14 protein-coding genes and 1 pseudogene are annotated in these 13,185 nt (G+C 70.1%); 1 reads left to right on the top strand and 14 read right to left on the bottom strand.

Going from position 1 to position 13,185, the window contains the following annotated elements:
- From CM1CMNOD_RS10680 to CM1CMNOD_RS10645, 8 genes and pseudogenes are all read right to left on the bottom strand, one after another.
- The coding region (locus CM1CMNOD_RS10680; protein WP_131773969.1) for a cupin domain-containing protein at positions 1 to 392 on the bottom strand (392 nt) is incomplete at its 3' end.
- A gap of 36 nt (positions 393 to 428) precedes the next feature.
- Positions 429 to 887, bottom strand: a complete 459-nt coding sequence (locus tag CM1CMNOD_RS10675; protein WP_013873660.1) for an SRPBCC family protein — start codon at positions 885 to 887, stop codon at positions 429 to 431.
- Position 888: 1 nt separating this feature from the next.
- Positions 889 to 1,011 carry a hypothetical protein gene (locus CM1CMNOD_RS23030; RefSeq protein ID WP_013873659.1) on the bottom strand — a complete coding sequence of 41 codons (123 nt, stop codon included), beginning with the start codon at positions 1,009 to 1,011 and terminating at the stop codon, positions 889 to 891.
- Between the two features lie 297 nt (positions 1,012 to 1,308).
- A pseudogene (locus CM1CMNOD_RS10665) lies at positions 1,309 to 2,672 on the bottom strand (acetyl-CoA carboxylase biotin carboxylase subunit).
- 51 nt (positions 2,673 to 2,723) lie between these two features.
- Complete coding sequence (gene accB / locus CM1CMNOD_RS10660; protein WP_013873658.1) at positions 2,724 to 3,263, bottom strand: acetyl-CoA carboxylase biotin carboxyl carrier protein; 540 nt, start codon at positions 3,261 to 3,263, stop codon at positions 2,724 to 2,726.
- On the bottom strand, positions 3,260 to 5,047 hold the full coding sequence (gene accA / locus CM1CMNOD_RS10655) for an acetyl-CoA carboxylase carboxyltransferase subunit alpha/beta (protein WP_013873657.1): 1,788 nt from the start codon (positions 5,045 to 5,047) through the stop codon (positions 3,260 to 3,262). The genes accB and accA overlap by 4 nt, the downstream gene beginning before the upstream one ends.
- A complete protein-coding gene (locus CM1CMNOD_RS10650) occupies positions 5,044 to 5,412 on the bottom strand; it encodes a TcmI family type II polyketide cyclase (RefSeq protein ID WP_013873656.1) in 369 nt (122 codons plus the stop codon). Before CM1CMNOD_RS10650 ends, accA begins: the two co-directional genes overlap by 4 nt.
- 539 nt (positions 5,413 to 5,951) lie before the next feature.
- Positions 5,952 to 6,617, bottom strand: coding sequence for a response regulator transcription factor (locus CM1CMNOD_RS10645; RefSeq protein WP_013873655.1), 666 nt, complete (start codon positions 6,615 to 6,617; stop codon positions 5,952 to 5,954).
- Between the two features lie 819 nt (positions 6,618 to 7,436).
- On the opposite strand from CM1CMNOD_RS10645, the gene CM1CMNOD_RS10640 reads away from it, so the two are divergent.
- Positions 7,437 to 8,216 carry a LuxR C-terminal-related transcriptional regulator gene (locus CM1CMNOD_RS10640; RefSeq protein ID WP_013873654.1) on the top strand — a complete coding sequence of 260 codons (780 nt, stop codon included), beginning with the start codon at positions 7,437 to 7,439 and terminating at the stop codon, positions 8,214 to 8,216.
- Positions 8,217 to 8,252: 36 nt separating this feature from the next.
- Here the strand turns inward: CM1CMNOD_RS10640 and CM1CMNOD_RS23615 are convergent, their stop codons facing one another.
- From CM1CMNOD_RS23615 to CM1CMNOD_RS10610, 6 genes are read right to left on the bottom strand one after another with little or no spacing between them, the layout of a single operon-like run.
- Positions 8,253 to 8,942, bottom strand: coding sequence for a globin (locus tag CM1CMNOD_RS23615; protein WP_013873653.1), 690 nt, complete (start codon positions 8,940 to 8,942; stop codon positions 8,253 to 8,255).
- 45 nt (positions 8,943 to 8,987) lie between these two features.
- Positions 8,988 to 10,646, bottom strand: coding sequence for an MFS transporter (locus CM1CMNOD_RS10630; protein WP_013873652.1), 1,659 nt, complete (start codon positions 10,644 to 10,646; stop codon positions 8,988 to 8,990).
- Positions 10,643 to 11,593, bottom strand: a complete 951-nt coding sequence (locus tag CM1CMNOD_RS10625; RefSeq protein WP_241247565.1) for a TIGR01777 family oxidoreductase — start codon at positions 11,591 to 11,593, stop codon at positions 10,643 to 10,645. The genes CM1CMNOD_RS10630 and CM1CMNOD_RS10625 overlap by 4 nt, the downstream gene beginning before the upstream one ends.
- A 59-nt stretch (positions 11,594 to 11,652) precedes the next feature.
- Positions 11,653 to 12,108, bottom strand: coding sequence for an anthrone oxygenase family protein (locus tag CM1CMNOD_RS10620; RefSeq protein WP_013873650.1), 456 nt, complete (start codon positions 12,106 to 12,108; stop codon positions 11,653 to 11,655).
- Positions 12,109 to 12,111: 3 nt separating this feature from the next.
- Entirely contained in the window at positions 12,112 to 12,420 is a 309-nt protein-coding gene (locus CM1CMNOD_RS10615) for an antibiotic biosynthesis monooxygenase family protein (protein WP_013873649.1), read from the bottom strand.
- Positions 12,417 to 12,740, bottom strand: a complete 324-nt coding sequence (locus tag CM1CMNOD_RS10610) for an antibiotic biosynthesis monooxygenase family protein (RefSeq protein ID WP_043603509.1) — start codon at positions 12,738 to 12,740, stop codon at positions 12,417 to 12,419. The genes CM1CMNOD_RS10615 and CM1CMNOD_RS10610 overlap by 4 nt, the downstream gene beginning before the upstream one ends.
- Between the last annotated feature and the right edge of the window lie 445 nt (positions 12,741 to 13,185).

The raw sequence follows: 13,185 nt of genomic DNA, 5'->3' as shown, positions 1-13,185 counted from the left end.
GGCAGGGGCAGGGGCTCGGTGTCGACATGGCCGAGGTCCGGCCGTGGGGCCAGCGGGCTGAGGTGGAAGACGAGGAACGCCGTCTCGTCGCCGGTGTTGACCAGCCGGTGGCGCATACCCAGGGGGATCAGCAGGCCGTGCTCGGCCGGCAGCGCGGTGTCCTGGCCGTCGAGACGTGCGGTGATGTTCCCGGTCACGCAGTAGAGGAACTCCTCGGAGTACGGATGCCAGTGCTCGGTGACGACCTCCCCCGGCCGCAGGGTCAGCGTCCCGAGAAAACCTGACGTCGAGCCGACGGTGGCCGGTGACAGCAGGGTCCGGATGTCACCGCCCCGGCGGGTGTTCGGTGGTACGTCGTGGATGGACAGGACCTTGGGTCCGATGCTGCTCATGGATGTTCCCCTCTCCGTCGCCGCGCGGGCGGCCGGCTACACCGCCGCCAGGGCTTCGACCCGGCGCCGGATGACGTCCATCTGGATGGCGGAGTTCGTGTTGATCCGTTGCGTCATGCCCGCGTCGTTGACCGGCGCGTCGGGCCGCATCGCGAAGTCCTGAATCCAGGTCATCCGGACGCCCTCGCCGTCGTTGCCGTCGTCGTAGCGCCAGTGGATTCGCATGTACTCGAACGGGCCGGGTTCGACCCGATGGGCGCGGACCTCCCGGCGTTGCCGGTCCGGGGTCCGTTCGCTCACCCACGACCAGACCCGTCCCTGCTCGTCGGGGTGCATCGTCAGCCGGAAGCGCACCGTCGCGCCGATCCGCTCAAGTACCTCGACCGAGGCGTATTCGGTGAACAGGGCCGGCCAGCGTTCCAGGTCGTTGGTGACGTCCCAGAGCAGGTCGAACGGCGCGCTGATGACGATCGTGTTCTCCGTGTGCCCGGCCATGTCAGCGCCTCCTGGCGAGGTCGCCGTTGACGAAGGCGACGATGCGGGTGACGGTCCAGCCACCGGCCTCCTCGGGCAGTTCCACGCCGAACCTGTCGGCCAGCGCGCCCTGCAGCTGCAGCACCGCGAGCGAGTCGATGCCGAGGTCAACCAGGGGGTTGTGCCACCACCGGCACGGATCGTCTCGGGGTCCACTCCCGTCTCCGCGACGAGGATGTTCTCGATCTCCGCCGGTGTGACCGGTGTGATCGTCTCGTTCGTGCTCACAATTCTTCTTCCCTTTCTGTTCTTTTCCCGCTCGGATTTCCGTCAGTTTCTTTTTCCGCGAGTTTCTGTTCGCCTGTTTGTTGGCTCGCCGATCCGCACCGCAGGAAGGCCGAGGGGCCAGAGGGCTTTCTCCGGCTGGACGGGCGGCCGTGGTTCAGCGCCACCTGCCCGGCTCCGGTGGCGTACCGGCCAGCAGGCGGTCGACCAGGGACGTCGCGTAACGCCCGCTGGCGAACTCCTCGTCGGCGAGGACGCGGCGCAGGAACGGGATGGTGGTCCGCACGCCCGGGCCGGCTACCTCGAACTCGGCCAGTGCCCGGTCGGCCCGCGCGATCGCCTCGTCGCGCCGTGGTGCCCAGACGACGACCTTGGCCAGCAGCGAGTCGTAGTGCGGCCCGACGACGTACCCCGGCCAGGCGTGGGTGTCGACCCGGGTGAACGGGCCGCCGGGCGGGAGGAAGCGCTCGATCCGGCCGGGGGTCGGCCTGAAGTCGTTGGCGGGGTCCTCCACGTTCACCCGGCACTCCAGGGCGGTGCCGCGGATCTGCACGTCCTGCTGGGTCAGGCTGAGCGGCAGGCCCGCCGCGACGGGACGATGTCGCAGCCGGTGACCATCTCGGTGGCCGGGTGCTCGACCTGAATCCGACAGTTGATCTCCATGAAGTAGTGCCGGCCGTCGGCGTCCACCAGGAACTCGACCGTGCCGGCGCCGCGGAAGCCCGCGGTGAGCGCGCCGTGGACGGCGTCCCGCGCGATCACGGCGGCCTGCTGGGGATCCAGCCCCGACGCGGGCGCCTCCTCCAGCAGCTTCTGGTGGCGTCGCTGCACGGAGCACTCCCGGGTGCCGAGGTGGATCCCCGTGCCCTGGTCGTCGACGAGGATCTGTACCTCGACGTGCCGCGCCCGTTCCAGATAGCGCTCGACGTAGACCCGGTCGTCACCGAAGACCGCGCGCGCCACGGCGCGGGTCTCGGCGAACGCGCGGGCGAAGCCGCCGGGCTCGCGCACGACGGTCATCCCGTTGCCCCCGCCGCCGGCGGCCGCCTTGATGATGACGGGATAGCCGACGGTGGCGGCGAGCCGGGCCGCCTCGTCGACGTCGCCGGGTACCTCGAGGCTGCCGGGCAGCAGCGGCAGCCCGGCCTCCCGCATCAGGGTGCGCGCCGTGCTCTTGTCACCGAGGCAGGCCATGACCTGCGCGGGCGTCCCGATGAACACCAGATCGTTGGCGGCGCAGATCTCGGCGAAGTCGGGGTCCTCCGACAGGAACCCGTAGCCGGGGTGGACGGCGTCCGCGCCGGTCTTGCGGGCCGCCTCCACCAGCGCCGCGGCGTTGCGGTAGCTGCGTCCTGCCGGGCCCGGCCCGATGCAGACGGTCTCGTCCACGTGCCGGCGCAGCGCCTCGACGTCGTCCGCGGTGGAGTGCACGCCCACGACCGCGAGGTTGAGCTCGCGGCACGCCCGCGCCACCCGCACCGCGATCTCCCCACGGTTCGCGATCAGTACCTTCCGGAACACTTCACGTCACCCCATGTGTCGCGCCGCTGGTCGCGCCGCTGGCCACCCCGCTCATCCGACGGGCACCAGCGTGATGAGCACCTGCCCGAACTCCACCGGCTCCCCGTCGGCGACGGCGATCCGGTCGACCTTGCCGGCGGCCTCGGCGCGCACCGGGTTCATCAGCTTCATCGCCTCCAGGATTCCGACCGTGTCCCCCGGTTCGACCAGGTCGCCGACCTGCACGAACGGCTCCGCCCCCGGCTGCGGGGAGCGGTAGAAGGTCCCGACCATGGGCGCGGTGACAACCGGCCCGGACGGCGTGTCGGACGCCTCGGCACCGCTCGTCTGCCGCGCCGGCTGGATGCCGCTGCTGTCGGCCGCACCTGCGGGTAAAGGCCCGGCCGCCGGCGGCGAGCCGGCCGCGGGGGCCGGCGGGGCTGCCCACTCCACCTCCAGAACGACGTCGCCGGAGCGCAGCCGCAGGCGGCTGGGCTGGCCGGGCAGGTCGCGGGTGAGGCGGCTGGCGTGCTCCCGCATCGCGGCGAGCAGCCCGATCCGCCCGTCGGGCGCCACCTCGGGGGTCTTGTGGGGGGTCTCGTCGCGGGTCATGCCGGCACCTGCGCATATTCCTGCTCCTGCCGACGTCCGGTGCGGGCCGGTACGTCCACCGATTCCGCGCCGAAGCCGCGGAATCGGGCCGCACGCCGGGCCACGAGTTCGTCGGGCGGTACGGCCAGCAGCGGGAGGAGGGCTTCGAGCACGGCCGCGCGCAGGGTGTCCGCGGCCGTCCCGGGGTCGGCCTGCGTGCCTCCGGGTGGTTCGGGCACGACCGCGTCGACGATGCCGGCCCGCAGCAGCGTCTGCGGGTCCAGGCCCAGTGAGCGGGCCGCGTCGGGGGCGCGGGCGCTGTTGTTCCACAGGATCGCGGAGCATCCTTCGGGACTGATGACCGTGTAGACGCCGTTTTCGACGATGAGTACCTGGTCGGCCACGGCAAGGGCGAGCGCGCCCCCGCTGCCGCCCTCGCCGGTGACAACCGACACCACCGGTACCCGCAACGCGCTCATCCGCTGGATGGCGTTGGCGATCACCGAGGCCTGGCCGCGTTCCTCTGCCTCGACCCCCGGGTGCGCGCCGGGAGTGTCGACCAGCGTCACGACGGGCAGGCCGAGGCGTTCGGCCAGTTCCATGATGCGCAGCGCCTTGCGGTACCCCTCCGGCTTGGCCAGGCCGAAGTCACGGCTGAGCAGCTCCGCGGTGGTGTGCCCCTTCTGGTGGCCGACCACCGCCACCGGCACACCGCCGATCTCGGCCAGTCCGGCGACGATCGCCGGGCTGTCGCCGTGTGTCCGGTCGCCCCGCAGCTCCAGGAACGAGTCGAACGCCCGGGCGGCGAGGTCGAGGGTGGTGGGGCGGCCAAGGTCGCGGGCCAGGCGTACCCGCTCCCATGGGTCGCGGTCGCGCAGCTGCCGTGGATCCCGGATCAGCACCCGTGCCGCCGCGCCCGCGGCGACCGGATCATGTTCCTGTCGCGGCGCCGGGGGCCGGGGCTCACGGACGGCCGGCCTGGCCGCCATCGGGCGACGCCCGGGTGCGGCCACCGCCAGCAGTCTGCTCAGGCAGGAGCGCAGCTCGGCGCGTTTCACGACCAGATCGACATGCCCCCGGGCGGCGAGGAAGTCGCTTCCCTGGAAGCCGTCGGGCAACCGCTCGCCGGTGGTCTGCCGGACGACCCGGGGGCCGGCGAAGCCGAGCCGGGCCCCGGCCTCGGCCAGGACCACGTCGGTGTTCGTGGCGAAGGAGGCTGCCACACCACCGTAGGTCGGGTCGGTGACGACGCTGACGGTCAGCAGCCCGTCGCGGCGCAGCTGGCCTATCGCGATGCTTGTCTTCGCCATCTGCATCAGGGACAGGACGCCTTCTTGCATGCGGGCGCCTCCCGAGGTCGTGACGACCACGAACGGCAACCGGCGTTCCCGGGCCAGCTCCGCGGTCAATGTGATCATTTCTCCGGCGGCGGAACCGAGGCTGCCGCCCATGAAGGAGAAGTCCATGACGGCGACGGCCAGCTCGCGTCCGCCGATGCGGCCCGTGCCGCACAGCACCGCTTCGGGCAGACCGGTGCGGCGGCGTGCGTCGTGCCAGCGCTCCTCGTACCGCCTGCCGTCGGAGAAATCGAGGGGGTCGTAGCCGGTCGGGGTGAGCTCGAGGGGGGTGAAGCTGTCCGGGTCGAGCAGGTGCCCGATCCGCTGACGCGCGCCGACCCGCCCGTGGTCACCGCATTCGGGGCAGACGAACAGGTTGCGCGCGAACCGCTTCCTGTAGACGAGGGCGGAGCAGGCCCGGCAGCGCACCCATTCGGCGCTGGCCGTGGTGGTGGCCGCCGGGCTCATGCCTCGGCCCGCGCCGGCCCGGTCGCGACACGCCTCGCCGGGGAACCGTCCGGTTCATAGGTGTAGAAGCAGCGCGCCACCGCGTCCCGGGACGACCGCCAGGTGGGCAGATAGGGCTGGATGAAATGCGCCAGCTCCGCGGTCACCCGCCCGAACTCCTCCTGGCCGCTGATGTCGGCCAGCACACGGGAGCTTTCATGCTCGGTTTCGAGCAGATGAACATACAGGTCACCCAGGCTGTAAAGGGATCTGTGCGAAACCCCGGCGACCTGGGGCAGGCCGGTACGGTCCGAGGCTGCAAATATACGCGCGACCTCGGCTTCCGTTCCCGGCGCGACCTTTGCGACGATCAACGTCCTTTGCATGGTTCCACCTTCACCTCTGTGCCACGTCCTGCTGTGCCGCGTTCCGCTTCGGGGAAATCCGCCGCCGGGCGACCGGCGGGCGAACCGTCACCCCCCAGGGCCGGTACCGTCTCGCCGTTCGGTGCTGACCGGACTGCCACGGCTTTCAGTAGGGCCTCCCCGCGGGAACGCCGGTGAACAACACCGGCCGGCGCTTTCGGCGCGCACCGGCCGGCCGGACGCCTATCGGTCGGATGCCGTTGTTCGGCTGTTCGGTGATCTCACGGTCCACCTGTCATCGCCTTGCGGCTGTTTCATCGTCTCCGATGGTTTGTCCCAGTGTCATGAGTCAGATGTCCCAACCGCCTGGGAATCTTCCGGGTCGCGGTTTCGACAAAAGGCGGAGATGGGTGGTGGCGGAGTCGGCTGGACGACAATGCACATCCTGCGCGGTGACGTACCTCACTGTCCTGGAGAGGGCAGTCGCCGATATATGCTGTCGGCAGCGGGTGGCCGCAGTGATTGCACGAGATTTCCCGGGGGTTCATTCCGCGGGCTGTTCAGCCCCCGAGCCCGGCACGCCGGGCAATGACCGCGGCCTCGGCGCGGTCCCGCACTTCCAGTTTCGCGAAAATCTTCGACAGGTAGTTGCGCACCGTTTTCGTGGTGAGGGCCAACTCGCCGGCGATGGCGGCCGTGGAGTAGCCGTCCGCGACGAGGCACAGCACCACGCGCTCCCGCTCGGTGAGCTCGGGGAACGGAGGCTGCTCCGCCCCGGCAGCGTCGAAGTGGCGTAACACGCCGTCGGCGACATGGGCGCCGAAGATCACCTCGCCGCGGCTGACCGCCTCCACCGCGCGCGCAAGGTCCCCCGGCCGCGCGGCCTTGAAGGCGCATCCGCGGGCGCCGGCCCGCACCACGGCCGCGACGGTCCGGTAGTCATGCCGCCTGGTGAGGACGAGTACGGCGGTCTGCGGGCATTCCCGCGAGATGCGCCGGATCAACATCAGCACATCGTTGTCGTCGTCGTCGAAATCGAAGATGACGACATCCGGGCGCAGCCGTCGAGCCGCGGGGATGATGTCGGTGCCGTTCGTGAGATCACCGACCACCTCACCCACCGCGGTGGCCTCCAACAGCGCACGCAGCCCCGCCAGGAAGACAGGATGGTCGTTGACCAGCAGAATCCGTACGGGCCGGGTGGAGGCGTCGCCCGCTCCGCGCACCGTATTCTCCGCCGCGATATCCGACCCTGAACGTCCATCCATTCCGCTCCCCCGTCCGGACGGCGATCGGCCGCCTGCCGGCACATCCTCGGATGCCGACGCAGGGCGGCGTATCCTGTTCTGGGCTCATGCCGTAGCCTGCCGCGCCGGCATGATCGAGGAAAAGGTCTGTCACGGTTACGACAGACTCAGATTCCGGTGTCGACCACGTTACGTCTCATCGCGGCACGGGTGGCGCACCTCCTGGAAGGCAAACGGCAATAAGGAACACCGGGTGGGCCACTTCGACGACGATCTCCGGTGTTGCCGGTCGATGATCCAGCGACCCAGGCCTCCGGTAACGTCAAAGATATATGATCATTCTGTCTTTGGTCTTCCGGAGCGCATCCCGGATCACATCGACGCGGGCCGGATCCGATGCCTCGGCGGCATCGGCGCCGGCTCGCCGTCACCGGACCCCGACCCGTCGCCGTGCACGGACAGTTATTGCCGGGCAGTGGGTATTCTCAGGGGCGGGAAGCCATCCGGGAGAAAGGCGAAAATCTTCCGCCTCCGGCGGAGCGGTATCGTCTATCTGACGATGGTGTGTGCGTGGCGCCGGGTTGATATACAGGTTGTTCAACTACCCGGATGCTCGCGGACCCACCGGGCAAGCGGCCCCGGGTAACCGAGATCGTTTCCACGACGGTCGAAGGGGTTATGATGCCGTACACCGTCCATGAAGACCTTGCAGGTGGGCCCTTCCATGGTCGCCCACCCGTCGATACCGCCGGCCGGGCCGTGTGCGTGTCGTCTGTGGATTCCCCGGAGGAGGCGCAGGTGTCCAAGCCCGGAGCGTCCGGACATGTCGCAGCCCGGCCCACCCGGACGATACGGGTGCTTCTCGCCGAAAGCTGCGACGTGGTACGGACGGGGATGCGGGTGATTCTCAACCGGGAACCGGACATCACCGTCGTGCGGGACGTGGCGGACAGCGCGGATCTCCTGCTGGCGGCGCAGGAGTTCCGGCCCGACATCTGCATGGTCGACCGCGACCTGGACGGAGCCGACGTCCTCCCGCTCATCCGCAAGCTGTCCACGGCCCTGCCGGATCGCCGCCCCCACATCATCATCACCGCCCGCCGAGGCTCCGACGACCTGGCGGCCGAGGCGCTACGCCTCGGCGTCCGCGGCTATCTGATCAAGAATATTCCGCCCGCCGATCTTCTCGACGCCATCCGCGCGACCGCGGCCGGTCACATCACTCTCGCGCCTGCCGTCGCCAACCAGCTCGCGGCCTGCTGGGCAGGGCGGACGTCCTCCACCGGGCCGACCGGGGGCGGCGACACCGCGCCATCCGTACCCTCCGCACCCGTTCCCACGGTCGGCACCGCGATGAAGGGTTTGGACATCCACCTCACCCAGCGGCAGCGCGAGGTGCTGGAACTGGTCGCCGACGGGCTGTCAAACGCGGAGATCGCTGCCCGTCTGTTCGTCACCGAGGCAACCGTGAAAAGCCATCTGACGGCGGTCCTGCGGCGACTGGACCTGCGGGACCGGACCCAGCTTGCGATCTATGCCCATCGCGGCCGCATCAGCCGATCACCCGAGCCCGCCTGACCACCGGTCCACCGGTCCACCGGTCCACCCAGCTCGTCACCCGGTGTTGGTCAGGGCATGCGCCCCGTCCACAAGGTATTCCCAGAGCATGCGCTCCAGCGGCGCGGGCAGGCCCTCCTCGGTCAGCGCCTCCGCCATCAGGCGCAGCCACACCTCCCGAGCCCGGGCATTGATCGGGAAGGGAGCGTGGCGCATCTGCAACCGTGGATGCCCCCGTAGCGGTGAGTAGCTACGCTGACCTCCCCAGTACTGGATCAGGAAGGCGCGTAGCCGCTCGGCGGCACCGGCGATGTCCTCCCCGTACATCGGCCCGAGTACGTCGTCCGCCGCGACCTTGCCGTAGAAGCGGTCGACGATGCGGGTCAGCACCTCGACGCCACCTGCTTCCGCGACGAAGCCCCGCGCCGCGCCACCTGCGTACGCGTCACGAACCGCTGTCCCGCTCAGGCCGAGGACCTCTCCGAGGTGATCCCAACTGTGCCCGGCCGCCCGTGCCTCCGCGACCGCCTGCGCCAGCATCGCCTCCACGAAGAAGCGTGCCTGACGCGCCTGGTACAGCGCTTCGACAGCCTCGCCGCCGGCAAGGTGTGCTGCCGCGGACGACAGGGAACGCGTCGATTCCCGCAGGAAGTGGGCCCGCCGGAACTCCTGGGACTGGTCGTCCAACTGCGCCGCCCGAACGGCGGAATCCTGCTCGGAGGTCCCCGTTCCACCTCGATATGTCACCGGTTCTCCTGATGCTGTGACGTCACTGGATCATGGTTTCGACAGCTACGACTTCGATGGCCGCGGTCCCACCGGACGGGAAGCGGCCGGTTGCGGGCCCGGTGCGGCCGGCTGGGGGATCCGGTGGTGCATGGTCGCCGACTCCCGCGCGCCAGGCATCCCCACCGCGACCACGATCACCCCGAGGAGCCCCGCGAGTGCGCACCCGATCGCCGTGCTGTGCATCGCCGAGACGAAGGCGTCGGACGCGTCGGCCCACAACGTTCTCCCGGATGGTCCGAGCGACGCCGCGATGGCACGGGCGGCCTCCACCGACTCGGTCGCATCCGTCCGTGCGGGTGGGGGCACAGCGGCCAGGTGCGGCTCCAACTCGTCCCGGTACCGGACGGCGAGCAGCGAGCCGAGCACGGCGATGCCCAGGGCTCCGCCGAGGTTACGGGTCACGTTGGTGATCGACGAGGCCACTCCCGCCCTGCTCGCCGGCAGCAGGCCCATCACCGCCTCGGTGGCCGGGGGCATCACGTGGGCCATACCGATGCCCTGCAGGAAGAAGATCAGAAATATCACCCAGGCAGGTGAGTCCGTGTCGAGGAACGCATAGCCGAAGAAACACAGCGAGGCGAGCAGCAGACCCGCCGAGACCACCAGCCGGTAGCCGCGCCGCTCGGCCAGCTTCGGGGAGCGTGCCGAGAACATCCCGAGGCCGACGGCCAGCGGGAGCAGCGCCAGCCCGCTCTCCAGCGGGCTGTACCCGCGGATGCTCTGGAGATAGAAGACCATGAAAAAGGTCAGCCCGAAGATCGCGAAGAAGGCCAGTCCGACGGCGACGGCCGCCGCGGACATCCGACGGTCACGGAAGAGCCGGACGTCCAGCGCCGGATGGCCGATGACCAGTTCGTAGCGGACGAACGCCGCCAGGAGCGCGAGGCCACCCAGCAGCGGGCCGAGCACCCGGGCCTGCGTCCAGTCCGCGAGCCGCCCGCCCTCGACGATGCCGAAGACCAGCAGCATGATGCCGGCGATCGACAGCGCCACCCCGAGCGGGTCGAGTCGCCCGGGCGCGGGGTCACGCGACTCGGGAACCAGCGCCACGGTGCCCGCGAGCGCCACGAGCACGACGGGTATGTTGATCAGGAAGATCGATCCCCACCAGAAGTGGCCGAGCAGGATACCGCCGACGATGGGTCCGAGTACCGCGGCAAGGCCGCTCGAACCAGCCCAGATGCCGATCGCCTGGGGGCGCTGGGACGGCGGGAAGACATGCATGATGATCGACAGTGTGGCCGGCGGCAGAGCGGCCGCGCCGATTCCCATCACCACCCGCCACAGGATGAGCTGGGCTGGCGTGTCCGCGTACGCGGCGCCGACGGAGGACGCTCCAAAGATCAGAATCCCTGTCACCAGTGTGCGCCGGTGCCCGATCCGGTCACCGAGGATGCCCCAGGTGAACAGCAGCGCGGCGAAGACGAGCGTGAAGGAGTTGATCGCCCACTCGAGCTGGCTCTGGGTGGCGCCCAGCCCCTGCTCCGGATCGGCGAGGACCCGCAACGCCACGTTGATGATCGTCCCGTCGAGGACCGTGAGCAGGACCGACAGGACGAGAACCGCGAGGATCGACCAGCGGCGGGGATGGCCCGCGGCCGCTGCTGCCGAGCCCGCGGGACCGGTGGTGGGGTCGGCGGTGGGATCGGCCAGGCCGGTCATGAGCGACTCCCGGATGCGGTCGCCGTCCGTGCCGACGCCGGGTCGGCGCCGCTGGCCGCGGATGGGGCGAGGACATGGCGCAACGCCGCCTCGAGCTCGGGGAAGCTGAAGGTGAACCCGGTGTCCGACAGGCGTGCCGGCAGCGCGCGGGTGCTGCGCAGCAGGGTTTCCTCCGCGAAGGAGCCGAGCGCCTTGCGCAGGACGAACGGCGGCACGGCCAGCACGGCCGGCCGGCCCAGGATACGGCCGAGGGTGCGCGCGTACTCGGCGTTGGTCACCGGGTTCGGTGAGACGGCGTTGACCGGCCCGGACACCTCCGGGTGTTCCAGGACGTGCTGGCACGCCCGGGCCGCATCCAGCCTCGTCACCCACGCCAGGTATCGGCGGCCGCGGCCGATGCGCCCGCCCAGACCGCGCCGAAACCGCGGCAGGAGGAAGTGGAGCATGCCCTGGTCCGGGGCCTGAACCACGCCGACGCGCAGGTTGACCACGCGCAGGCCGCCGTCGGCGGCGACCATCGCGGCGGCTTCCCGGTCACCCCCGAGTTCCGCGAGGAAGCCCTGCCCCGGTGGACTGTCCTCCGTCAGTGTCTCGTCGGTGCGCCCGAGGCCGTAGTACCCGATCGCCGCCGCGTTCACCAGGGTGCGCGGGGCGTACCGGCCGGTAGCCAGCTGTTCGGCGAGACGCCGTGTCACCTCCACCCGGGACGACCGGATGCGGTGGCGTACCTGCGGATCTTCCCAGCGGCCGAGGATGTTCTCGGCGGCGAGGTGCACCACCGCCTCGGCCCGTTCCAGGGTCGCGGGGTCGACCGAGCCGGTCGTGGGGTCCCAGCGTGCCTCGTCGGGAGCGGCCGGCTCCCGACGGACCAGGCGTACGACGTCGTGCTCGGCCGCGCGCAGCAGTGGCACGAGATCGCTGCCAAGGTGCCCGGACGCACCCGTCACCGCAATGATCATTGCTTTTCCTTCTCCATCTCATGACACCGCCGGTCGTGTCCGTCCACTCACAGCACTGTCGCGGCCGCGCTGTCCAGGGCGAGCCCGACCACTGCCAGGGCGAAGCGCAGCCGGTTGCCCCATGCCCAGCGCCGCCGCACCGCCTCCCAGTTCGGCGGCGGATGGCCGGGATCCCAGGCGCGGATCCGGCGGTTCAACACGACGTTGACACTTTCCGACACAATTCCGACACCTATCGTGCAGAGGAGTCCGGCGCCGAAGAGCACCTGGGAGGCGGTCGAGGACGCGGCCACGATCGCGGCGACCGTGAGCAGTGCCTTGACCCTGGCCAGCCAGGGCATGAACGGGTCGAATCTGCTGTCGAGAAATGTCAGGGTGGGGACGTACCGGCCCGCCGGCAGCGAGGCGAAATACGGTACGACGGCTTTCTCCACCGCGAACAGCGCGCCGGCGAGCAGCCCCGCGCCGATCACCACCGCCACCGCGATTGTCGCTGCGAGCACCGGTCACCCTCGCTGGTCCGCCGGGCGCACCGCGACCTCGTACACCGCGCGCTGGAACGTCCGCTCCAGATACGGCACGAGCGGCCCGGTACGCGCGGTGTGAGCGGGGTCGCTGACCCAGGCCGTGAAGCGGCGCTCGTCCTCCCATTCCGCTAACAACAGGTAGCGGTTGCTCCCCGGCTCGCGCAGGAGCTCGTCGGCGATATGCCCGTCGACGCCGCGCATCTGCACCGCGACCTGGCGGTATGCCTCCTCGAACTCCTTCTCGCCGCCCTTGGGAGCCTCCGTGTACAACATCACTCTGATGGTCATGCGTCCTCCGTCGACGTCAGACACGGGCCGGTTATCGCGTCCCGTACCTCGTAGACGCGCCGCTGCGCGTCCTCCCGCAGGTCACGCAGCGCGGTGGTGAGCCGTTCGCGGTGATCGCTGCCGCCGAACGCCTCCAGGCGCTGCCGGTCCACCCAGTCGCTGGTGATGACGTACGTACGCGGATCGGTGAGATCGCGGATGAGCGCCTGGCCGAGGTTTCCTGGAACCTGCGCAATTTCCTTGGCCGCTTCACGCCAGGCCCGCTCGAACGCGTCCTCGCAGCCCGGACGCACCCGCATCCGTAACTCCGCCCTGATCATGTCTGCCATCTCCGCCCCCTTCGGCGACACCAGTCCCTCGGAGTTCAGCCGTCGGTGACGTCGACGAAACGCCCGCGCGGCCCTGACCCGCGGGCGTGTTTGTGCGCCCGGATGATGCCGCGTCAGGGATACCCGGCCGTACGGCTGAAGCTGGAAACGTCCGCAGTGCGCACCCGTGGCCCACGGCTCCTACTGGGACGTGTTCCACGCTACGGGTGGTCGGCGGCGGCGTCTTCAGGCTCAGGTCTGGGTTTTCGACATCCATCCCGGGACGGAGACATGCCGTTTCCCGACTCACGACCTTTCAGCCCGGGGCCTTACCGACCTGGGATCCTGGGATGCGGTACGGCACCACCGGCTTCCCGCTATCACCCGCCTACGACGAAACGCCTACGACGAAAGTCGTAGGCCGTAGGTCGCCATCCATGCGGGAGCGTGCCCGCCG

The sequence above is a fragment of the Protofrankia symbiont of Coriaria myrtifolia genome, assembly GCF_900634755.1.
Lineage (GTDB): Bacteria > Actinomycetota > Actinomycetes > Frankiales > Frankiaceae > Protofrankia > Protofrankia coriariae.
Note: the sequence above shows the minus strand (reverse complement) of the source record. Positions and strands in the feature narration are given on the sequence as shown.